The 24,293-nt window shown below is 39.7% G+C and carries 16 protein-coding genes, 1 tRNA gene and 1 riboswitch; of the genes, 5 read left to right on the forward strand and 12 right to left on the reverse strand.

Features of this window, described 5'->3' with window-relative positions; translation table 11 throughout:
- Window positions 1-205: 205 nt before the first annotated feature.
- Window positions 206-841, forward strand: a complete 636-nt coding sequence (locus B2107_RS08690) for a nitroreductase family protein (protein WP_293955054.1) — start codon at window positions 206-208, stop codon at window positions 839-841.
- Between the two features lie 403 nt (window positions 842-1,244).
- Here B2107_RS08690 and B2107_RS08695 read toward each other — a convergent pair whose 3' ends face one another.
- From B2107_RS08695 to B2107_RS08705, 3 genes are read right to left on the reverse strand one after another with little or no spacing between them, the layout of a single operon-like run.
- Entirely contained in the window at window positions 1,245-2,546 is a 1,302-nt protein-coding gene (locus B2107_RS08695) for an amylo-alpha-1,6-glucosidase (RefSeq protein ID WP_293955056.1), read from the reverse strand.
- Between the two features lie 30 nt (window positions 2,547-2,576).
- Window positions 2,577-4,331: a class I mannose-6-phosphate isomerase gene (locus B2107_RS08700; protein ID WP_293955058.1), complete on the reverse strand. Its 1,755-nt coding sequence runs from the start codon at window positions 4,329-4,331 to the stop codon at window positions 2,577-2,579.
- A gap of 53 nt (window positions 4,332-4,384) precedes the next feature.
- Window positions 4,385-5,722, reverse strand: a complete 1,338-nt coding sequence (locus B2107_RS08705; RefSeq protein WP_293955060.1) for a sugar porter family MFS transporter — start codon at window positions 5,720-5,722, stop codon at window positions 4,385-4,387.
- A gap of 90 nt (window positions 5,723-5,812) precedes the next feature.
- Here B2107_RS08705 and B2107_RS08710 point away from each other — a divergent pair, with 90 nt between their 5' ends.
- Window positions 5,813-6,550: a GntR family transcriptional regulator gene (locus tag B2107_RS08710; RefSeq protein ID WP_232475551.1), complete on the forward strand. Its 738-nt coding sequence runs from the start codon at window positions 5,813-5,815 to the stop codon at window positions 6,548-6,550.
- Between the two features lie 76 nt (window positions 6,551-6,626).
- On the opposite strand, the gene B2107_RS08715 is transcribed toward B2107_RS08710, so the two are convergent.
- Complete coding sequence (locus B2107_RS08715) at window positions 6,627-7,958, reverse strand: hypothetical protein (protein ID WP_293955064.1); 1,332 nt, start codon at window positions 7,956-7,958, stop codon at window positions 6,627-6,629.
- Between the two features lie 354 nt (window positions 7,959-8,312).
- On the opposite strand from B2107_RS08715, the gene B2107_RS08720 reads away from it, so the two are divergent.
- Entirely contained in the window at window positions 8,313-10,643 is a 2,331-nt protein-coding gene (locus B2107_RS08720; protein ID WP_293955066.1) for a GH92 family glycosyl hydrolase, read from the forward strand.
- 64 nt (window positions 10,644-10,707) lie between these two features.
- Here the strand turns inward: B2107_RS08720 and B2107_RS08725 are convergent, their stop codons facing one another.
- The 6 genes from B2107_RS08725 to B2107_RS08750 form a co-directional block, all read right to left on the reverse strand.
- Entirely contained in the window at window positions 10,708-11,889 is a 1,182-nt protein-coding gene (locus B2107_RS08725; protein ID WP_293955068.1) for a homoserine dehydrogenase, read from the reverse strand.
- Window positions 11,890-11,927: 38 nt separating this feature from the next.
- On the reverse strand, window positions 11,928-12,971 hold the full coding sequence (locus B2107_RS08730; protein WP_293955070.1) for a homoserine O-acetyltransferase family protein: 1,044 nt from the start codon (window positions 12,969-12,971) through the stop codon (window positions 11,928-11,930).
- Window positions 12,972-13,003: 32 nt separating this feature from the next.
- The gene (locus B2107_RS08735; RefSeq protein WP_293955072.1) at window positions 13,004-14,314 is read right to left on the reverse strand and encodes an O-acetylhomoserine aminocarboxypropyltransferase/cysteine synthase family protein; all 1,311 of its coding nucleotides are present in this window, start codon (window positions 14,312-14,314) and stop codon (window positions 13,004-13,006) included.
- 256 nt (window positions 14,315-14,570) lie between these two features.
- Window positions 14,571-14,683: riboswitch (SAM riboswitch) on the reverse strand.
- Window positions 14,684-14,863: 180 nt separating this feature from the next.
- On the reverse strand, window positions 14,864-16,891 hold the full coding sequence (locus B2107_RS08740) for an FUSC family protein (protein WP_293955074.1): 2,028 nt from the start codon (window positions 16,889-16,891) through the stop codon (window positions 14,864-14,866).
- 400 nt (window positions 16,892-17,291) lie between these two features.
- Window positions 17,292-19,481, reverse strand: coding sequence for a glutamine synthetase III (locus tag B2107_RS08745; RefSeq protein WP_293955076.1), 2,190 nt, complete (start codon window positions 19,479-19,481; stop codon window positions 17,292-17,294).
- A 174-nt stretch (window positions 19,482-19,655) separates the two neighbouring features.
- Window positions 19,656-22,475, reverse strand: a complete 2,820-nt coding sequence (locus tag B2107_RS08750; protein WP_293955078.1) for a S9 family peptidase — start codon at window positions 22,473-22,475, stop codon at window positions 19,656-19,658.
- A 94-nt stretch (window positions 22,476-22,569) separates the two neighbouring features.
- On the opposite strand from B2107_RS08750, the gene B2107_RS08755 reads away from it, so the two are divergent.
- Together B2107_RS08755 and B2107_RS08760 are read left to right on the forward strand one after the other, a co-directional pair.
- The gene (locus B2107_RS08755) at window positions 22,570-23,307 is read left to right on the forward strand and encodes an SIMPL domain-containing protein (RefSeq protein WP_293955081.1); all 738 of its coding nucleotides are present in this window, start codon (window positions 22,570-22,572) and stop codon (window positions 23,305-23,307) included.
- A 114-nt stretch (window positions 23,308-23,421) separates the two neighbouring features.
- Window positions 23,422-23,501: transfer RNA gene (locus B2107_RS08760), tRNA-Leu, on the forward strand.
- A gap of 101 nt (window positions 23,502-23,602) precedes the next feature.
- Here B2107_RS08760 and B2107_RS08765 read toward each other — a convergent pair.
- Together B2107_RS08765 and B2107_RS08770 are read right to left on the reverse strand one after the other, a co-directional pair.
- Window positions 23,603-23,860: a transposase gene (locus tag B2107_RS08765; RefSeq protein WP_293955083.1), complete on the reverse strand. Its 258-nt coding sequence runs from the start codon at window positions 23,858-23,860 to the stop codon at window positions 23,603-23,605.
- Window positions 23,842-24,293: transposase (locus B2107_RS08770; protein WP_293955085.1), on the reverse strand; the 452-nt coding region annotated here is incomplete at its 5' end. The genes B2107_RS08765 and B2107_RS08770, both read right to left, overlap by 19 nt.

Consider the following 24,293-nt stretch of genomic DNA (forward strand, 5'->3'; position numbering starts at 1 on the left):
TGGAATATAAACCGATATGAAGTTCTTAATTTAATTCGATTAAAACTGCGATTTAATTCCGATAAAAGCAAATATACGACAATTAAATAACGAAAATTAGTCAACAGTTTCACCCCCTGATTTTTGATATTTAGACATTTGATTTTTTATGTATCTTTACATAACTTTTAATGAGTTGCTATCGATCATTTAAATTAGAACAAAAATGGCGTTATTAGATAATCTGGAGTGGCGCTATGCCACAAAAAAATACGATCCTTCGAAAAAGGTCGCTCAACAAGATGTAGACAAGATTTTGGAAGCTGCGCGAATGGCTCCCAGTTCCTCTGGGCTTCAGCAGTTTCGTGTAATCGTGATTAAAAATCAGGAATTAAAAGAAAAAATAGTACCCATAGCCTGGGGACAGCAGATTGTTGCTGATAGTTCGCATTTGCTGGTATTTGCAGGGTGGGATAAATATACGGACGATCGAATTGATAGTACTTTTGACCAAATGAATGCATCACGTGGTTTACCACTTGATACAACAGATGAATATAAGAATAACTTAAAAGCACAATTGGCGACTTTTACCGAAGAGCAGCAGGCTGCACATGCGGCAAAACAAGCTTACATTGCTTTTGGTTTGGCAATTGCACAAGCGGCAGAACTAGGTATTGATGCCACACCAATGGAAGGTTTTTCAAATGTGGAGTTGGATCAATTGCTAGGATTGGACAAACTTGGATTGAAGAGCGCGACCATGCTCCCTTTGGGATATCGTATGGAAGGGGAAGATTGGTTGTTGAAATTGAAAAAGTTTAGACTTCCAAAAGAAGAATTTTTGATCGAACTCGCCTAGGCAGTCGCTTTAGCATACTAAAAAGCGTTTCAATTAATTTTTGAAACGCTTTTTTTTCGCTCTAAATGCTATTGAGATTGATAAGCAGTGCGATTGAGTATCGTGCAGACATTTTTAGGCTCACTATTGTCCAACGGCTAAAATAATTCTAATTTTCCAACGTAATTGCCTTTAAGCGAATGCAAAGTGATTATAGGTAGAGGATAAACTTGCATTCAAAAGTGTTTAGAAGAAAAGGGCGTATATTTGTTGAAACACTGCCGGTAACTCCTGCGGAGCACAATTTATTAAAATCATGAAGGATTTGGTTGCTATGCCTTAATAAATTTCAGCGTACAGTTGAATGTCCAATTTTTCGCTGGGTCTATACACGATAGCTTTTGCAATAATTAACAACTCATGTTTATCTTTTTGCTTCTATATTTTCCAGTAATTCGATAGCATCGTAAAGCACGCCTGCTTCACCTCTAAAAGTTCCAGAGCCCTCTGGTTTGTTATCTTTTGTGTACCATTCATAAAATCCTTTGTTTTTGATAACACGGGCAAGCATCGGCTGTATTTGCGCATAAGCTTCCTGTTGAAAGCCATTTTTAATGAGCTGCTGAATCATACGCCCACCGAACCAGGTCCAGTCCCCACCATTTTGATAACCGTAAGGATACATGCCTTTGTTCTTAAACGAGCCTGTCGGATAAGTTGGGTAAACAGTAAGTCCAATTGTTGCTGCACCAGCGTCCTTTACATTTTTAATCATTTTATCCAATGAAACTTTTATTTGCTCTTTGCTGAGCAATTTAGCCTCAATAGCGATAGCTGTTCCGCCATGATAATAGATTTGATTTTCATCAAAATCAGCCGAAAATGGAGAGCCTTTGATATAAATATGGGGAATAAACTTCTGGTTCTTTTCATCCCAAAGGTGTTTCATGGTATTACTTGCTATGGAAGCTCTGATTTTTTTCCATTTTTCTTTTTTCTCAGGGAAAAGATCCATGTAATTGTCAAGCGCTATCAAAAACATTGCATTGTCGTAGATGTCCAAAGCAATATGCGAATTTTCATCGAGATGGACACCCCAATCGTGTTCAGGTTGAACGTCACCCCAATCAACCGTAGTTGCGCCCCAAAGTAAACCATAAGTAGCATTATAACGTTTGTCCAATAAAAATTGTAAAGCATGTTCCATGCGATCCTTTACAGTTGCATCACCAAATTTTTCATTTAGAAAAGCCTTGTCTTTAGTTGCAACGATATATTTGTGTACCGCTTGAATTAAAGAAGATTCCTGGTCTGTTTCAACCGTGTTTTTATGTGCAGCATAATCAGGAGCCAAGGTGCTGGTGATTGTGTAATAGTCCGATACGCTATTTTTTAAGCTGGACTTTTTGACAAAACCATCGGCAATATTACCATCAGAACCTTGTAGCTTAAAGAACAAAGCCAGTTGATCTTTGATCTGTTCATGGGGATGTACTTTTGTTGCTAAGGTGATAAATGTATTGTAGTCTCTAATCCATACCTCACTGTATCCATCCCCCGCATTGAATCCGCTTTTGATGATGTTCGTAGCCATATCTTTGACAATATGGAAGCTGCTATCTTTTTGGATGCTGTCTTGTAAATTGTTCGTAGAAACTTTACCACCAGCATGTTGGCAGGACAGTAATAGGAGCGATGAAGATAATGCAAAAAATATAGTTCTCATTGTGCTGTTTGTTTATAATAAATGGTTTGATTAACATTTGGATTCTTTTACAAAAGATTGGATAACCTTTGCCTTACCGTTTCCTAAATTACGCAATGTATAGGACCCAGCAGCAGCAGGAACGGCAAAAGTCTCGGCATAATGGAAGACCCTCTTCATGCCATTTGCTGTCGTGAGCTCAATTGCCTCACCCTCGACAAGCATCATGATATGGCATTGTCCCCGCGTTTCAATCGAAACATCCTGATCGAATTCGTATCTAAAAACATCGTAGAAATGATCTTCATGCGTTGGCAAATGTATTCTTGTTGTTTGCGCATCAAGGATTTTTTCACTGGGCTGAGCTAGCAGTGTGTTTTTTACGACATCACCTTTCCGGCTAAAATTGAGGTTAGCGAATGCTCTATCAATATTTAATGGACGTGGTTTCCCATCTAAATCGGGACGCACCCAGTCGTACATTTTAAAGGTATAATTATAAGGTGTTGCACTGATTTCGAGCACGAGATTGTTCACGCCGGAAGAATGTACGGTACCATGTGGAATCAAATATAACTGGTGTTTCTTGGATTCGAATTTTTGAACGTATTGCTCGATATCCATCGCTATTCCGCTATGGAAGCTCTCTTCTAAAGCTGAGCGAAATTTGTCTGTATCAATGGATTGCTGAAAGCCTAGATACACTTGCGCATCCTCTTTTCTATCAACGATATAATATGATTCGTCCTGAGTGAAGTTTTCTCCAAATTCTGCTTTTGCATAAGCTGGACTGGGGTGGCATTGAATGGATAGGTTGCCGCCATCAAAGGTATCCAGGAAATTGAAGCGTATTGGAAATTCAACATCGAAACGTTGCTGTGCATGACCGAGTACATTGGCACTTTCTTGAAACATCAATTGATCGAATGAAATTTCGAGAGTATGTCCATCCGCTTCGAGCAAAATACCATTTTCGGGGACAATCATTTCGAAGGACCACGCATAGTTTTTGACATCCTGATCGATACCTGTAAGGTGCTCTTTCATCCACTGTCCACCCCATACTCCGGGTTCAAAAGTTGGTCGTACGCGGAAGTAACTTTGGGACATGGTTTGCAATGTATCGCGTAGATCCTTCCCCGTAATCCATGGTAAGCTGTGGGACGATTGTTGATCGGCAAGAATTTCGACACGGGACAAGATGGATCTTTTATGTCTATTCAATATTTCCCAGTCGACAAAATAGTAACGTTTGTAGGTTTCCTTTTGATTGGTTTGTGTTGAACAGCCTAAATTTAAAGCTGCGCCCACACGCATGCGTTGAATAAGCACATTTTTGGGCAGATCAATATACATCAGCTGACTAGACGTATCGACTAATGATGCTCCAGGACCATAAAAGATGGTATACTCACCTTGTTTGGAATCGGAGCTCGCTCGTATTGTTTGAAAATCTGTTAGCTTTTTAGTATCAAAGTATTCAATGAGCGGAATCCCGGCCTTTTTTCCGAACAATGGGTCATTGCCGCCTAGGTAGGGGGAGACAATATCCTGGATGGCTGATTCCGATTTTAAAGCAGAATCCATCGTAATAAATCGTGCGGCTACGCCCTGTTTTTCAAATTCTTGCTTCAGGCTAGGGATGATTGTGCCCCAGTTAACACCTACAAAACCATCAATGCTATGTATATTATGTGTAATGAGATGTGCAACAAGATCCGTGTAAGAATTTGATAAGGATCCTTGAACTGGAAACGTCGGCGCGATTTCGTACTGAAAAGGTTTTGTTTGAGTATTAGAATACATATTGATGTAATTTTTTATTGCAAATGAATGATGTTGGAATAAATAGCTTTTGCTTACTTGTTTGTTGATTTTTTGTTGTGTTTTTCAATCCAGAATTTTTCGATCTCCTCCAAAGGTTTGCCCTTCGTTTCTGGAAGGAATCCAAGTACAACAAGGAATGCGATGGCACAGAAAAATGCAAACAACCAAAACGTATAGCGGGCGCCCCAGGAAGCGAGAAGAATGGGTGTTAGCTGTCCCACGATCGCATCAGAAATCCACATCACCATAATACTGATACCCATGGCACGAGCCCGGATGGCATTTGGGAAGATTTCGGCTGCGACGACAAATTTTAGTGGGCCAATGGAAAAAGCAAAGAAAAATAAGAAGGAAAGTATCGCGATAATCAATGCGATATTATTGACTTGACCTTGATTAAAAAGATAACCAGTAACCAGCAAACTCACGGTAGCACCTACAGTTCCCAAAAGATATAAGGGACGTCTGCCCCAATTATCAACCTTCCAGATTGCGAAGAAAGTAAATAGCACATTGGCGGCTCCAAAGAATAACTGGGCATGATAGGAATTGTTTAATGAAATACCTGATTCAAGCAATATGCTCGGACCATAATAAACAATTGCGTTGATTCCACTGAGCTGTGAAAATAAAGGGAGGAATAAGCCCAATAAAAAAGCCTTGCGATAAATGGGAGAGAACAGATCACGTAGATTTCCTTTCGAGGAAACATGGCTGACCTCTTGTATATCCGATAATCCTAATGTGGCACTGATCGCTGCAACTTCAGTGTTTCGTCCATTTTTAGAAAGCCAACGTGGACTCTCAGGAATAAAGTAAACTCCAACGCATAACAACAAAGCCGGTATTGCACCAACTAAAAACATAGTTCGCCACAGTTCATTTTGCTGTGCGGAACTATATTCAAGAATCAGGTAATTGCTGATATAGGCAAATAGGATACCGAATGTAATAGCGAGCTGGTAACAGGTGACTGATCTTCCTCTAAATTTGCTTGGCGATATTTCCGCAAGATATAAGGGCACAACAATTGAGGCTATTCCAACACCCAGGCCCCCAATGCTTCTACTCGCAATCAATATGCTGTAAGAAGGACTGAATCCACAGCCAATTGCTGAGAATAAAAAAAGCAGGACCGCAGTAACAAAGGCGGGTTTTCGGCCGTATTTATCTGTTAATGGTCCTGTGAAAAATACACCAACAATACAGCCTAGCAAGGCTGAACTGACGAACACGCCCTCTTGAGCAGGAGATAGTCCGAAAAATTGCTTCACCAACGGCAAAGCACCTGCAATTACAGCCATATCGAAACCGAAAAGGAGTCCTCCAAGTGAAACGATACATAAAATGATGATAAATCTCTTTGACATCCGCGGTTTATATTAATATGTATATACATACAAACATATGCCTATTTTTTTAATTATGCAAAAAATCTTATTTTAGCACAAGCAATCCAAATGATGAATTTAAAAATAGATCATAAAAGTCCTGTCCCGCTGCATATACAAGCTGAGAATTTGTTACGCGAATTAATTAAGCAGCCTGAATATATAGAGGGGAAATTATTACCCAATGAAATTGAATTAGCAAAAAGATTGGCAATTTCCCGTTCTACTTTGCGTTTAGCGATCAATAAACTGGTATATGAGGAGCTGCTCATTAGAAAGAAGGGGATAGGAACGAAGGTGGCTAGTTCTAAATTCAGTTCAAAATCCAAAAATTGGTTGAGTTTCTCACAAGAGATGAAAAATCGTGGGATTGAGGTGAAGAATTTTGAACTTCACGTCAGCTGGGTTGTTCCCGATAAAGCTGTTTCGAAGTTTTTTAATGTAGATGAGGATCAGAAGCTGTTAAAACTAGAACGTCTGAGAGGAAAGAAAGATGACCCATTTGTTTATTTTATCTCTTATTTCCATCCGCGTATAGGTTTAAACGGCGATGAAGATTTTAAGCGACCTTTATATGAAATCTTAGAAGCAGATTATCATGTCGTTGCAGATCTTTCTCAGGAAGAGTTGGATGCAATGGCTGCAAATAAATTTATAGCGGATAAATTGGAGATTAATATCGGTGATCCTATTTTGTCCCGCAAGCGGTTTGTATTTGACCAATCTGGAAAGCCAATTGAATATAATTTAGGGTTCTACCGTGCGGAAAGTTTTACCTATACTGTTGAAAGCAGAAGAGATTATTAAGTAATTCACTCATCCTATTATCCATTCAAAAAGGACGATAGGATGAGTGAATAGCTCATTTATTTATTCTTTTCTTTTAATGATTCTTTTCTACGGTAGTTTCTGCCCAGCTTTCTAGGAGCGCTATTGCTTTACTGAGCACTCCTGCTGAACCTTTGAATTTCCCTGATCCGCTAGGGACATTATTTTGACCATACCATTCGTAAAATCCTTTGTTTTTCACAACGCGATCGATCATCGGTTGAAGTTCTGCGTAGGCTTCTTGATAAAAGCCGTTTAAAACAAGTTGCTGGATCATCCGTCCGCCAAACCAAGTCCAGTCACCACCATTTTGGTATTGGTAAGGCTGAGCCATTCCTCCGATGAAAAATCCAACCGGATAGGTCGGGTATAAGGTCAATCCAATACTCGGCATGCCCGATAACCTGACGTTTTCCAGCATTTGCGTATTGACTGTTTTTATTTCTGAAGCGGAAAGTAACCCGGCTTCTATCGCGATGGCGGTACCTCCATGATAATGAATCGTATTTTCATCAAATCCTTTTGGGATAGGGGATGTTTTAGGATAGAGATGAGGGATGAATTTTTGTTTTTTCTTATCCCATAGATGACGTCTGCTGTTTGTTTCGAGACTCTTTTTTAATCCCTTCCATTCTGTCACCTTCGGAGCGTTGGGCTGAATATCAATCAATGTCTGCAATGCAATAATAAACATCGCATTGTCATAAATATCGATCGCCTCATTGGAGAGCTCATTCCAGTCACAACCAAAGCTATCGTTGGGTTGTACATCTCCCCAATCTGCGGTCATCGCACCCCAAAGCAATTGATACTTGTGGTTGAACCGTTCTCTTTTCAAATAATCCAATAGGAGTTGTATTCGATCTTTGACGGAAATTCCACCGATAGACTCCTCCAGGATACTGTAATCCTTTGTTTTCCGGATATATTTACCAAGCAGTTGGATAAGTGAGGTTTCCTGGTCTGTTTCTACTGTATTTTTAAATCCAACATGGCCGGGCGCATTTTCTGAATAATAAGGTGTATCATCGTGCCAGGTAAAATCCTTTTTAAGGACATAGCCGTCTACCATTTCACCATTGGGCTGTTGCATCTGAAAGAATACTAAAATGGCCCCTCTAATGTCCGCTTGGGACCGCTCTTCCAAGGCGGTTTCAATAAATGTATTGAGGTCCCTGGCCCAAATCTGTGAGTAGCCACTTCCCGCATTGAAACCTTCTTTGATGACCTCTCGGGCAAGGCTGTCGACATATTTTAAGTTTTGATCCGCTAGAATGCTTTTTGCCAACTTAAGTTGAGTTATACTGTCGGGTTTTATTTGTTGTGCTGATAGTTGGGTTCCGAGTAACAGAAGTATTAGACTAAAAAATGGGGTGTTTTTTTTCATTGTGGTTTTATTGTAATTAATTAGGCTTGACAAGTGTATCTGTCAATAATTTGTATCTATTTCAGGGTTAATTTTCATCTACTTCAGGGGTTTGATCGAAGATCAGCCGTCTGATGCGTATTTTTTTTGAATTTATTTACTGGTTATATTTTAGTATGTATGTACAATAAAAGTTATGGAAAAATGTCAGTATTTAAGCTTTAATAACGTTTTATTTGGTTAGTATTTAAAATTTTACAAATTTAAGCATTATGGTGAGGCCTTTCCCGTAGTTAAATCGTGTAAGAAAATTGAGTTCATGTTTATACATACTATATTTTTTTGTAAGTTTGCTGTAGAACCTAATTGAAAACAATGGTAAAGCATATCATTTATTATTTTTGTAGTTTATTTGTTAGTACGACGGCTGTTTTTGCACAGCAGAAAACAGATTTAACCGTTTTTGTAAAACCTAATATTGGATCCGTTCATAGCCGGTATTTCTTTTATACACCAGCAGCAGTACCTTTTGGAATGGCTAAGCTAGCGCCGAGCACAAATGGAAGCTATGGGAACAAGTCAGGCTGGGAAGCTGTGGGGTACGATGATAGGCATGGGTCAATAGAAGGATTCGCTAATTTTCACGAATTCCAGGTAGGCGGAGTGGTATTTGCACCGTCCGTTGGAAAATTGAAGACAACTCCTGGTCAACTTGATCGTCCACAAAGCGGCTATCGTTCTGCTTTCGATAAGAAAGATGAGTTTGCTACTTCTGGCTATTACCGCGTCAAGTTAAAAGATTATAATATACTTGCGGAGCTCACTGCAACCAAGCGCGTCGGTTTTCATCGGTATACTTTCCCAAAAACTGAAGAAGCCAACCTTATTTTCGATATTGGCCATGTTATGGGGGAAAGTGGCCCGGTCGTTGATGCTGAAGTGAATTATGACAAACAGCACGTCTGGGGATATGTGGTTACCAATCCTGTATACGTACAAAAATATCAGCAGGGTGCTCATGTTAAGATGTTTTTCTTCGCGGAGATAAACAAACAGCCTAAATCTTATGGAACATTTAGCGATTCCACGACTTTCGATCAACATAGCCGTATAAAAGGAAAGGGGGCCGGCGTGTTCCTGAAATTTGATACCCAAGTAGGGGAATCTATCGAAGTCAAAACCGGCTTGTCTTATACATCTGTGGAAAATGCACAACTGAATTTGCTTAAAGAGGCAAAGGATATGTCGTTTGATACTGCAAAGAGAAATGCCTTGCAAACCTGGAATAGTGAACTGGGAAGAATTTTGGTGGAAGGGGGGAAAGTGGACGACCGCATTAAATTTTATACTGGATTGTATCATGCTTTACTTGGTCGTGGGCTTGCAAGCGACGTCAATGGTGCGTATCCCAAAAATGACGGCTCGGTAGGGCAGATTGCTCTAAATAAACAGGGGCAACCTATTCATCATCATTATAATACCGATGCGATCTGGGGCGCATTTTGGAATTTGACACAGTTATGGTCCATTGCTTATCCGGACTATTACAACGACTGGATTCAGAGTCAATTGTTGGTCTATCGCGATGCCGGTTGGCTAGGAGACGGTATTGCCAACAGTAAATACGTTTCGGGTGTAGGGACTAATTTTACAGGTTTGGCAATTGCAGCGGCGTATAATGTGGGTATTCGTGACTATGATGTGAATCTTGCCTATGCTGCGGTGCGCAAAAATGAATTGGAAGGGAAAGACCGTCTGCCTGGAGCGGGGAAGTTAGATGTGTGCGTTTTTGTCCGTAAAGGTTATTCTCCGTATATAAAAGATGATAATGGCAGTCCCGAATTAATGACCAATGGATCTCCTTTTGGTGCTTCGCATACCTTGGAATATGCTTTTTCTGCCGGTGCAGCCGCACAATTTGCAAAATCATTGGGGCACCAAAAAGACTACATTAAATTTCAGGGATTATCCGATGGATGGCGTAATCTGTACGATACCGCAACGAAGTTTATGCGACCAAGGGATAGTACTGGGCGATTTATTTCAAACTTTAACCCTTATGAACCATGGCGTGGATTTCAGGAGGGAAATGCTTGGCAGTATACCTTCTATGTTCCGCATGTCCCACAGGAATTGGTTAAACTGGTTGGAAAGGATCTGTTTAATCAGCGGTTGGATAGTATTTTTACGGTGTCGCAGAAGAATGTGTTTGGAGGTGGTACACAAATTGACGCTTTCGCAGGGATTGAAAGTCTTTATAATCATGGTAATCAACCGAACCTGCATATCTCTTGGCTGTTCTATTTTTCTGGTAGACCTGATTTAAGTCAGAAATGGGTACGGGCAATTTGCAATGAGTTTTATGGTAATGATGCAATACACGGTTATGGCTACGGACAAGACGAAGACCAAGGACAGCTTGGCGCATGGTATGTCTTGTCGAGTATCGGCCTATTCGACGTACGAAGTCTCACCACCGAGAAGCCCGCGCTTCAGATTGGCGCGCCACTTTTTGATCGGGTAACGATACAATTGCCGGAGAAATTAAGAAAAAATAAATTTATCATTCAGGTGAAGAAGGAGCAGGCCAATAGTTATATTATTGATCAGGTTCGGTTGAATAACCGCCTGTGGAAAGGTTGGCAGCTGCCTTTTGAACGTCTGGTAGAAGGCGGGATTTTAGACCTCAAGTTGAAAGGCAACTAAATTTAAGCAATAAAAAAATAGCCCCATTCGGGGCTATTTTCAAGGTAGGTTGGTTGTTGATTGCCTACGCGATTTCAGCAATAAAATTGCCTTCTTGATCCAAATCGGCTTTGTGAGCTGCGATTTGTTGAAGATTAATATGCCCTATGACATATTTGAAATCTGGTGCGTAATATCGTTCTGTGATTTCACTGAAATTTAACTTTTCAATCAGTGCATCATCGGTGTATCTCAAATAAACCTTAATTAAATAATCTTGGCTATAATTTAATGTGCTGGATTCTAAATGTTTTTTGTATTCATAGCGGTATCCATAGCGAAGGGCAGCGATATCCGATAGCACAGCAGAGCCCGTCGGGTGGCCACCGGCTCCTTTTCCATAGAAAAATTGTTCGTCTGCAAAGGCTGCTTTTACCAATACACCATTGTTCTCATTTTCTACATTATAAAGCATGCTGTCTTTGCCTACTAGGCGTGGTAATACGTAAAGTACAACTTTGTTTCCGTCGATCTCTTTCGCTGTTGGTATCAATTTGATCTTGAGGTTCTTTTCTTTAGCAAAACGAATATCTTGCTGTCCCAATTTGTCTATACCAATATTAAAGACATCGTTTGGTTTGACATAGATCCCGTACGCATGGGAAGCAACAATACATACTTTAAATTTTGGGTCAAATCCGCCTACATCAAGGGTTGGATCTGTCTCTGCAAAACCAAGTTCTTGCGCTTTCTTTAAAGCATCTGTATATTGCTGGTTTTCGTTGAAAACTTTAGATAGGATATAGTTGGAAGATCCATTAAAAATGCCACTAACAGAGTGGAGCAATTCATTATCATAATACTCTTCTAAATTCCGGATAATAGGAATACTTCCACAAACAGCACCTTCATACAATAAGCTTGTACCATATTCATGCTGGATATCAACTAGCTCTTCCAAATGGCTCGCAATCATTTTTTTATTGGCAGAAACCACATTTTTTCCCGATTTCAGTGCGCGAACAGTTAGTTGGTATGCTGCTTCGGCATCATCAATCAGTTCGACAACAGTGTTAATCTCTGGATCACCTAAAATTGCCTCCGCATCAGTAGAAAACAACTCCGCTGGTAGGGAGCGTTTTTTATCGCCGTTTTTAATGACAAATTTCTTGATCTCCAGATTAAGATTTTTGGTTTTGATAATATCATAAAGACCTTGGCCTACAACACCAAATCCAAACATCCCTATTGTTAATTTATTGCTCATATCTCTTCTTATATTCTCTTATTATTTTGTTCAATCTCTTATACTAATTCAGCAGCATACACTTTGTGCTCGCTCAGAAAGAGGCTAATAGTTTCTGTTAGTTTTGCTGTTTCGATCAAAAAGCCATCATGACCATAGGTTGATTCAATCTCTTCGTAACGAGCATTGGGAATATGCTGTGCTATGAATTGTTGCTCTTGTGGAGGAAACAATAAATCTGTATTGACACTCAATACCAATGTTGGACAGCTAATGTTTGATAGTGCAGATTCAATAGACAATCTGCCGCGCCCCAAATTGTGGCTATCCATTGCTTTCGTCAGGAAATAATAGCTGTAAGCATTGTAGCGGCTTACTAATTTTTCCCCCTGATAATTTTGATAAGATGACGCTTTGTAGTCGCCGAGCTTATTCTGATCATTTTCGCTCTGTGTATTACTATAGGTTGTATAATTACGGTACGATAGCAATGCCATTGAACGTGCCACCTTTAGTCCCTTAGCTCCGCCATCAGGATGGTTGGCGTAAAAGGTACGGTCGGTTGTAATGGCAAGACGTTGGCTCTCATTGAATGCAATACCCCATGGTGAATGAACAGCATTTGTGCCAACGACGATTAAATGATCGATTGAGATCGTGTTGGAAGCCGCCCATTCCAATGCTTGCTGCCCCCCTAATGAGCCCCCGATAAGAACGTTAATACACTTAATGTCCAAATGGTCAGCAAGAAACTGGTGTGCACTGGCCAAATCCCTTACTGTAAATTCAGGAAAAGATAGGTAGTAAGGCTGTCCAGTGGCTGGGTTAATAGACAATGGGTTGCTACTATTATAGGCCGACCCAATAACGTTGGCGCAGATGATATAATAGTCGTTCGGATCAAATAAATCATCGGTTCCAAAAAGGCCCGGCCACCAATCCAAGACATTTGCATTGGCCGTTAGGGCATGACATACCCAGATCACATTGCTGCGATCTGGATTAAGTTGGCCAAACGTCTCATAACTGATTTGTAAATCAGTAAGCTCTCGTCCATTTTCAAAAACAAAAGGCTCTGGGTGCAGATAAATATGCTTACTCATTTTACGTTTAAATTTTATAGCCGAAAGTCTAATTAGTTGATTTTATCAAAAGCTTGTTGTAAATCTGCTTTGATGTCATCAATATGTTCTATTCCGACTGACAGACGCAACAGTCCTTTGAACACACCCGCATTCGCTTGGTCGTCCTCACTCAATTGTTGGTGGGTCGTTGCAGCTGGATGAATAATCAGCGATTTAGTATCGCCTACGTTTGCTAAATGACTGATTAATTCTAAGCTGTCGATAAAGTCGTTGGCTTTCTGGGCTGCGTCGCCTTTTAGCTGGAAAGAAAGCACTGCGCCGTATCCATTTTTAAGATATTTTTGCGCATTTGAGAAACTCGGCGAGCTTTTTAATCCCGGATAATTTACCTTTTCTACCTGAGGATGGGCCTCAAGCCATCTAGCGATTTCCAACGCGTTGTCGATATGCCGTTGTACACGTAGAGACAATGTTTCAAGGCCTTGTAATAACAAGAATGAATTGAAAGGAGAGAGCGCTGGTCCGAAATCTCTTAATCCCTCTACACGCGCGCGAATTGCAAATTGTATATTGCCAAATGGGCCATTTTCACCAAAAACATCTGAAAACACCAATCCATGATAACCCTCGGATGGTTCAGAAAATTGTGGATACTTCCCATTCCCCCAGTTATAGTTACCCCCATCAACGATGACGCCACCAATGCTGGTTCCATGCCCCCCAATCCATTTCGTTGCCGATTCAACGACTACGTTTGCCCCATGCTCTAATGGTTTAAATAAATAACCCCCAGCTCCAAATGTGTTGTCAACAATTAATGGCAAATCGTATTTCTTCGCTACAGCGGCGATTTTTTCAAAATCAGGAATATTGAAACTCGGGTTTCCGATTGTTTCGACATAGATAGCCTTAGTTTTATCGTCAATGAGCGCTTCTATTTTATCAGCTTCAGCATCGGTTGCAAAACGAGCTTCAATGCCTAGCCGTTTGAATGAAACTTTGAATTGATTGAATGTGCCTCCATATAAGTTGGACCCTGCAACAAAATTGTCGCCGTTTTCAAGAATATTATTTAATGCAATAAACTGCGCTGCCTGACCAGATGCAACTGCGACTGCTGCAACACCACCTTCTAAAGCTGCAATCCGTTGTTCAAATACATCCGTAGTTGGATTCATGATCCGGGTATAAATGTTTCCAAACTGCTTTAACGCGAATAGATTGGCTCCATGTTCTGCATTTTCAAATACAAAAGATGTTGTTTGATATATAGGAACTGCTCTGGATCCTGTGGTAGGATCAGCGACCTGGCCAGCATGAACCTGTAGTGTTTCGAATTTTAAATTTTTGTTAGAAGACATAATATATTAGATTTTAAGGTTTCAAAAAAAGAATTTGTAAAGATAAAAGAGAAGCATACACACCTACTTGGAAGGTCTGTCAATCGTTATCCAAGAAAAAGGAAATGATTTTTAACAAGCAGTGAAGTGTGTATGCATACGCATTCGCATCGATACTTTTTTACGATGTAGTACACTTTTGCTGTTCGCAAGGTTCAGTTCTATTGAACCTGAATTTTTAATGGATTTCAGTAATTTAATAAGCATTGTCTTATATCATTTATATGCTCCAAAACGATATTATTTTGGACAGGAATTGGCACCTTTTCAAGCAAATTGAAGGTTGCCAGTGGGTCATTGAGCCAGTCTCTCGCCACTTCTTTATAAATCAAGACCTACTGATTAAGGAAGGTGTTGATTAGAAATCTTCTTTCGAAGACGACACAAATATAAACTTCTTTTTTATCAATGCAAAAGAAATACGTTTTTTTTAGTTAAAAGAGAACTGCCTCCCTAGCTGTAATCGCATATTCGTTATCCAATAGCGATACATAAATGCATCGTTTGGCCTTATGTTTTAGTAAAGTTGATATTTTCAGCAAGCTGATCTAAATCGGTTAAAAGAGGTTTCAAAGCATTAATTCTACCGTGGATACCCTGCTGTATTTCATGATTCGCCTCTCGACCTAAGGATATGGAGAGACCAACCAAATGTGAATTGATGCGATAGGAGAGTGCTTGAAAATGATGGATATGAGACCAGTCGACCCACTTGTGCTCAGGTTCTTTTTTCATTTGATTGATTGCTTCGGAAAAGAGAGCCATGGCTGTCTGTGCCTTTTTTCGAGCGAGCCGAATGTCGAACGAACTTTGCAGATCGTCGGAAAGGCGTCTGTTGATAATTTGAAAATAATGATGGTTATACAATGCGACCTCTTTTGCTAAGTGGACCATGCTCGAGCTTTGGCGTACTGGTATCAAAAAATAGCCCGCTATTGCCAGCAGCGCACCAACTAAAGTAAAAATTATTCTACTGCCTAAAATGATATTAATATTTCCTTCAAATAAGTTTAATGCAATGACTATGCCCAGCGTAATAAAGATCACACTGACCATATAATTTGATCGGTTGAATAAGAAGAATCCAAATAACCCAGTAGCGGCAATGAGAAGAAGAGCAGGCAGAAAGTCAATGCAGACCAAACAGAGTATACCGACGGCAATTCCCGAAAATGTACCTAGTATGCGTTCTATATTACGTGTTTTAGTCATTGAAAATGCAGGTCTCGCAACGATGGCAATAGTGAGTAAGATCCAATAGGTATATTTAAAATCCAAAAAAGAAATACCTATCAATGCACCTGTTCCGAAGAGAACCGCCATACGGAGTGCAAAACGGAAAAGTGGATTATGGAAATGGAGTCTGCTCTTGATATCATTTAAACTACGCAATGGACGGTTGATAAATTGCTGATACTCATTAGTGTCAATTTTGTTTTTGATTTCTTGATTCTGATAAAAAGCAACTTGAATCCGTTTGAGAACTTCAATAATAGCTTCAATATTGCGGATGATGGAAGCAAGAATACCATTTGCTGGCGCAGTCTGTTGTTCTTGGATTTCCTTTAGATCCGACAACAGTGCACTGATTTTACTGTGGTTGTCGTAAAGCTGCTCTGCATAGCGAAACCTTTTATTAGGCTGCGAAAAACTATCGATTTCCAAGGCCAGTAATTTTATACTACGACGAATTAGCGGAAGGCTGCCGGTATCCAGCAAATTTTTTCGAATGGCATCATAATCATGATCCAGTGCAATAATTAATTCGTGTAAATCAATTAATCCATACACTTGACTAAGCCAATAGTTGCTTTTGTGCCAGCGTTGGCTAATGATTTTTTCTTCCCTAAATAAGAGCGATCTGATTTGCTCCTGTTGTTCACTGATCTGGCCATAAATTTTTCCTACGCGGCTGTAAGTCAAGTCCAGCGGAATATCCGGATCGTAAGATTCTGAACGTACCAATAGAAATTGAGATAAACCGTGAAACCCATTGGCCATGGCGTGTTTTAAAGAGCGATAGGGTTGTATGTAAGCCTGCAATAGACTAAAGAAATAATAGATGCTGGCGCCTACGGTAATTTCTAAGCTCACTGAAAGCGGATGCTGAGGGGCCATGCCGATGACAAAGCTCATCAGAATCAATGTCATGTTCCCAATTGCGGCATAACGAGGGCCGAAAATTCCATAAAAAGTGCAGATAAAGCCTGCCGAACTCAATAAAATAACCAGCGGCCAATGATAAGGAAAAAGAAAGGCTGTAAAAAGCGAAGCAATAAAGAAAGTGGGAATACAAACAAGGGCGGAAGAAAATTTATCTTTCCGATTACCTGGAGGATCAGTTAATGTAGTCAATAATGATCCCACCCCAATACCGATGGCTACGTTTGCCGGTGCGCCCAATAGATAGATCGCCAAACTCGGCAAAATGCTGATAGATACATTGCGAAAAGCATCGCCAGTATGTTCACCCTGGATGAACCGGATAATATGGATATAAAAAAGGTAGAATCTTTTCTTTAACGATTCAATGCTCATCAATCAGTTTACTAATTTTCGCTGTAAAAATACAAATATTATGCTTAATATTTTGTATATACAATTTATTTGTTTTGAATATTGTGTATTTTGTAGATTTTTATTTTGATTCAATTCATGTTAATCAAATTTCGCCTTGAACCCTGCTGTGTGACGTTCAGCAACAATTGCTCGTAGAAGGCCTTTGCGTTCGCTTGATATAAAGATGACCGTACATAGCCAACTCTAACGGTCATATGAGCTTTTTATAATAAGCCTCTGATGGGAGCGGTCTAGCGCTAAAGATAAGGGGATTAATCGCCGAGTAGGGAAAATATTCTTCTAAATTCATTGTTAAGCATATAAAAAAGAAGGGGTATCCTCTTTTAGAATGCCCCCTTCTCTTTATTGCGATGTTGTTTTAACTTAAAAATAAGATCTCTCTCAATTTTGGAAGAGGCCATTTTTTGTCATCAACAATTTTCTCCAATTTGTTGACATGATAACGGATCACATCGAAATATGGCTTAACCGATTCATCGTAAGCGATTGATCTTTCACGTACGTCATCAATTTGGTTTGCTTTTTTACGTTCCTGACGCATTGCTTCAGCTTGTTCCAGAATGGTATTTACGTGTGTTGAAATACGTTCTACAAAGTTCAATTGAGAGCTAAATGCTGACTGCGCTAGACCAAGGTCTTTTAATCCTTTGACATTTTCAATCAATTCGTTTTGATAAATGAAACATGCAGGAGCAATTTGGTTGTTAACCATCTCTTCGATAACACGTGCCTCAATTTGTAATTTCTTATAGAAGTTTTCAAGCAAAATTTCGTGGCGAGCTTCAGATTCACGTTTGGTATAAATACCTAATGATTCAAACAGCGCTAAAGATTCTTCTTTTACATAAACATCTAATGCTTTAGGCGTCGATTTGATGTTAGAAAGACCACGAGCTTCGGCTTCTTTTTCCCAATCTTCGCTATATCCATTACCTTCAAAACGGATCGCTTTTGAATCTTTGATGTATTTGCGGACAACGTTTAAGATCGCGAGATCTTTTTTAGTGCCTTTTTTGATTTGTTTATCAACTTCTGTTTTGAATTCGATCAATTGTGCTGCAACGATTGCATTCAATACCGTCATTGGTAAAGCGGAATTTGCCGAGGAGCCGACCGCACGAAATTCAAATTTGTTACCAGTGAAAGCAAATGGTGAGGTACGGTTCCGGTCTGTATTGTCCAATTTTAATTCAGGAACTTTAGGAATACCATGCCATAAGTTTGCCTCTGCTTTTACTTTTTTAGCAACACGAGCAGATTCAACTTCTTCAAGAAGTTCATCCAATTGAGAACCTAAGAAAATTGAAATAATTGCTGGAGGAGCTTCGTTTGCACCCAAACGGTGGTCGTTGCTTGCACTCGCAATAGAAGCGCGCATTAAGTCAGCATATTCATAAACTGCTTTGATGGTGTTAACAAAGAAAGTCAAAAACATCAAATTATTCTTCGGAGTTTTACCGGGAGACAGTAAGTTTATACCTGTATTTGTGATTAGCGACCAGTTATTGTGTTTGCCCGATCCATTAACACCAGAGTAAGGTTTTTCATGTAACAATACTTTGAAGTTATGTCTTAAAGCTACTTGCTCCATGAGGTTCATTAACAATTGGTTGTGATCGATCGCCAAGTTGATCTCTTCATACATTGGCGCACATTCAAATTGGGACGGAGCAACCTCGTTGTGACGAGTTTTTAATGGAATACCTAATTTCAAAGCTTCATTTTCCAAATCCACCATGTAAGCCAATACGCGTTCTGGAATGGCACCGAAATAATGATCTTCCAATTGCTGCCCTTTAGCGGACATGTGTCCAAATAGCGTACGGCCAGTTAACTGAAGGTCCGGACGAGCATTATACAAAGAAAGGTCAACCAAAAAATATTCTTGTTCAATACCTAAAGAGGCATTGACCTTGGTAACAGATTTATCAAAATATTGAGCGACATCAGTTGCTGCTTTATCAACAGCATTGATTGCTTTTAACAAAGGTGCTTTATAATCTAATGATTCCCCTGTATAAGAAACAAAAACTGTAGGAATACAGAGTGTTTTACCAGCTCCTGTTTCATAGATGAAAGCTGGAGAAGATGGATCCCAAGCAGTATAACCTCTAGCTTCGAACGTGTTGCGGATACCACCATTCGGAAATGACGATGCATCTGGTTCTTGTTGCACTAATGCATCAGCTGTAAATTTTTCAATGGCTTCACCGTTGTCATCAGGTTCAAAGAATGCATCGTGTTTTTCAGCAGTCGAACCAGTTAGGGGTTGAAACCAGTGCGTGTAATGTGATACACCGTGATTAAGTGCCCAAGTCTTCATCGCTTGTGAGATATGCTCAGCTAAATCTCTTGAAATAATTTGGCCCTCTTCAATGGATGCAACTAACTCCTTATATGAATTTTTAGGAAGGTAGTCTTTCATTTTGTTTACGGAAAAAACATTCTTTCCGTAGATGTCAGTTGCTTTTTTAGTTTCAACTTTTTCAAATGAAGCGATTTGGCGTGAGCCCGCTGCTTCTACTGCTTTGAATCTTAGGTTCGACATTTGTATTTTGTAGTTAAATTACAGTTTTGTTGATTTTGTTTTTCAAAAATATTGTGTTTTTGTTAAAAATTGAAATTTTTTTTGATGTTTTTTCAAAAATAATCTGTCAAACAGGGTTTTTTGGTATTAAAAAAGGTGTGATTTCTAAAAATCACACCTTTTTATTGTTTTGTACTAAAATTCGAGCCCCCAGTCTATTCCTTTTTCCGTGGCTGGAATCCCTTTCTTCATCCAATTGGGTGCAGGAGCTCCTTTTAGAAAATGGTCGAAGAACTGCTGCTCTCGAATTTGTATATCTTTTCTGTTTTGTCGCAATATCAGATTGTGCTCATCACCATTGTAATTCAACATCCATACAGGTTTTTTCAATCGGCGCAATGCGGTAAACATTTCAATCCCTTGATACCATGGCACAGCACCATCATTGTCATTTGCCATGATGACAACAGGAGTATTTACTTGATCTAAATGGAATAATGGTGAATTTTCAATATAGAGTTCTGGTGCTTCCCATAGCGTTTTACCGATACGACTTTGTGTATGTTCGTATTGAAATTGACGTGACATGCCGCTTTGCCAGCGTATTCCGCCATAGGCCGAGGTCATATTGACGACGGGAGCCCCAGTCCAAGCGGCCGCATACATATTCGTCCGTGTAATCAGATGTGCCACTTGATAGCCACCCCAGCTTTGTCCTTGGATCCCCATTTTCGTACTATCAACCCAGCTGTTTTGAGCTAGGTATTTCATGCCTGAATTAATGTATTCTTCCGCGGATTTGCCAGGGTGTCCCGTTTTGTAACTGATGTTTGGCGCAAAGACCAAATATTCATTGCTAACAAAATAAGGAATGTTTAAACGCGATGGGGTAGGTGCAGGAGCCTGATAGGTGTATAAACCATCGGAGAGCTTTTCGTAAAAATAAGCGATAATCGGATATTTTTTTTCCGGATCAAAATTTTCTGGTTTATACAAAATACCTTCTGCTTGATTGCCTTCAGGCGTGGTCCAGTGAACTAATTCGGCTGTCCCCCAATTATAGTCAGCTTGTTGCTGGTTTATATTGGATAACTGAGATTCATCATTGAATTTTGCGTTATTTGTATACAGATTGGGAGACATTATATAATCCTCTTTACTGTAAAGGATGGTTTTTTGATCTGCGGAGGCACTAATGTTCTTGAAAGATTTAGGTGCAATCAGGAGAATTTTTGGATCATTACGTTGTCCTTTGAACTGATAAAAACCCGATTCTTTTGTCTTGTGGTTGAAGGATGTCAGATAGCCGCCCTTTTTATAGTCGAGCGTTGTGGCTTGATTGCGGTCCTCTTCTCGTCTAAAAGGCAAATAACGGAATGTTGTCTGTGACGCCGCACCATAACCATTGGTTAAAATAGATTTGTTTGAGCCGTCTAAATTAAAATACCAGATATCATATCTTGAATTGACGTATATCCCCTTATAGTCTGGAGTCCATGCAGCCATTCCGTAGCCCTGCGGCGTGGTAGGCATATCATTTTCTTCATCGGAGAACGATGCGGGTATACCTTCATTCAGCACAATCTTTTTCTTTGAACTGATGTGGTAGGAATTCCAAGTTGCCTTGTCCTGATCAAAAAATACAATATATTTTGCATCGGGACTTATAATCGCATTTCCTGAAAAGTTTGAGAGAATTAATTCTTTATTTCCTGTTTTCGTCGAAACCAGGTAAATATCATCCCGTGTACTACCTTCCCATTGGCTTTCAATTCGTTTGCCGAAGTCAGTTCGCGCCAAAATATATTCACCATTTGCATCTGGGGTAAGAGAGGTTGAATTAAACGTATTGTCTGTCAGTGGGATAATTGTGCGATTATATTTGGGGTACGTTACCGCTAAGAAGTTTTTTGCAAGTTCTTTCTTTAGATTTACCAGCTGCATAGGTTGTAAATAGTCGTCTTGCCAATGCCAAACATCCACTTTCGCATGCTCAAAATCCACTAAGGTAGTATCTTTGACACGAGGTATTGGTGCTATTCCAAAAAACAACTTCTCTCCATTTTTACTAAAACGAACTTCCCCATCTCCGCTAACGGACCAGTTCTTAGGTATGCCATTGCTGGTTTTTGTAGCAAGATATTCGGCTGTATCTATCGCGTTTGTATAATAATAAAGCCTATAATTTTTTAGTAGTGCCTTTTCAGTTGAGAGGTCCCCTAAGAAAGCGAGCTGATCGCCCGACTCGTCAAACTTGAAGTTTTTGTAATTGCCTTTCCCATTTGATATCTTTTTGAGCTTTTTGGTTGCTAATTCGTAAAGGTATACACCAGATTCTTTTGAGAGGCTGTCTTTCGTATCTGTCTTTTTGGAGAAAACTATTTTCGACCCTGATTTATTCCATTCATACTGATCTACCGCCGAGAATTGGACGGAATCTCCAGTATTTAAATCGTATAAGGCAAGGGTTGCAATCGTCTTTTTCTTTTTATCACTATTCTTATTTGTTGAACCAGTATTTGTGGCAGCATCTGGTATGGCCTTCTCAGTTACTTCTTTATCAAAAAGGAAAGAAACGAAATTATTGTTCTGTTCGGAAATTTTATAGGATTTTACCTGCGGAAATTTAACAAGGGCAGAGGTCGTTAAATTGTAAATGCCAAGTGAGTCTTTTGGAAGATCTTCAGCTTTTTTCTTTTTGATCTTAGCCTCGCGGGTGGCTGCAAAAGGGGCTTTGATTAAGCTGACTAAATTATTTTCATTATCCGTTATTTTCGCATTATAGCCTCTAGGAATTTGGGCGATTTCTTTGCTATCTTTTGTTTTTAAAAAAAGTTGACCGTCTCCTTCTTGGGGGGTGACTTGAAATAGGATAAATTTACCGGATTTACTGATGTATGGCGAAGAAATATTTTGCCAACTATCATATACTGTATGATCCAATGGTTTCTTTTGAGCATTGGCAGCAAATGCTGCTAAAACACAGAATGGAATACAGATATTTCTCTTATTCATATTTTAATACTTTTTGTCGCAATTTATCTATAAAAAATAAAAAACAATTGATTTTTTGGTATATTCATTGTTACGTAAACATAAAAAACTGGTTATGAAATCTTCATCCGCTGTTATCGCTTCAGTTATCTTGGGGCTTTTAATCGTAGTCACTGCCTGGATCGTGGGATCGGCATACCGATACAAGTTTAAATCTATGCAGACGATCACCGTAAATGGGAATGCCAAAAAAGATTTTGAGTCCGATTTGGTCAAATGGAGCGCTACTTTTAGCAGAAAAAATTTCGAGTTGAGTGCAGCCTCTGCTCAATTGGCAACAGATCGTGATTTGGTTCGTGAATTTTTAGTTCAACAAGGTGTGAAAGCCGACGAGATCCGTTTTGAAGCGGTTAACATTGCTAAGGATTTTGAATACCATACCGATGGGAAGGGCAATGGTTACAATACTTTTTCTGGATATACGTTGTCTCAAACCGTCAGTGTGGAATCAAAAGATTTGAACAAGGTGGATAATGCTTCAAGAGAGATATCCACGTTGATATCTAAAGGAATTGAACTCAGTTCGAGCACACCTAATTATTATTATTCTAAGTTGGAAGATCTCAAATTGGAACTTATTTCGCAAGCCTCAAAAAATGCACATCAGCGTGCTAATAATATTGCAACAGAGTCCAACGCTGACTTGGGCAACCTCGTAAAGGCCGATCTTGGAATTTTTCAGATAACTGGTCAAAATGATAACGAAGAATATTCCTCTGGAGGGGTGTTTAATACAACCTCAAGGAAAAAAACGGCGAATATTACTGTCAGAGCAAGCTATCTGAGTAACTAAAGCAAAATTATTCGGCTGAATTTCAGCTTTATATTTATTTATAAGGTAAATTTATTCAAAAAGTTTTCTCTTTTACATGAAAAAACCTACTTTTGCATCATCCCAAACGGATATGCCCGGATGGCGGAATTGGTAGACGCGCTGGTCTCAAACACCAGTGGGAAACCGTGCCGGTTCGACTCCGGCTCCGGGTACGCAAAGCCTCTTTACATTAGGAAAGGGGCTTTTTTGCTTTATAGGCTTTTTTCAATGAATTATCACGGATCATACCGAAAGTTTGGGGGGGGTAAAGTTTTTAAGCATACAATTTCATTACTCTATATAGGAAGAATGTGGTGTCCCTTACGCCGCGAAAGACACTCCTGAAAGCTTTGAGCTTTGCATTGAAAGATTCTGCTGAAGCATTGGTGCTTCTATTGTCGAAGTAGTGTAGAATGTATTGATGATGCGCTGCAATGGATCTTGCTACACTCTCAAACGAAGCAATGCCCGCATTTTCAACCTGATTATGCCACAGTCCCAGTTTGGTAAATGCTACCTTTTTTCCTTGCATTTATTAAATATGTCACCCAGGGCAATTCCAAGATCATAAGCCAGCTTTAGCTTGGGAAACCGCATGAATAACAATTCAGCTCGGTGTTTCTGGTTTTCGGACCATCGGCTTGTATGCTTGAACAAGAGGTATCTGGATCTAGCCAGTAGCTGTTTGAGCGTGTCACCGTTAGGCAACAACTCGGGTTCATATGAGGTTCCTCCCTTTCGCGATTCCATTATCTTCTTGCTTTCCGCATCCAATACTTCCCATCGATACTTAATACGAAGTTCCTGCACTACATCGTAAGCTAACTTTTGGACATGGAAACGATCGATCACACGCCTGGCATTCCTGAAACATCTACGGATTGCCTTGGCCATGTTCGGCGCCATATCCATGGTCACCTCCTTTACCTTATTCCTTGAACGTGAAGGTATTAACTCAAGAACAG

Origin of the sequence: Sphingobacterium sp. UBA7855 (assembly GCA_002500745.1) — a bacterium.
Taxonomy (GTDB): Bacteria; Bacteroidota; Bacteroidia; order Sphingobacteriales; family Sphingobacteriaceae; genus Sphingobacterium.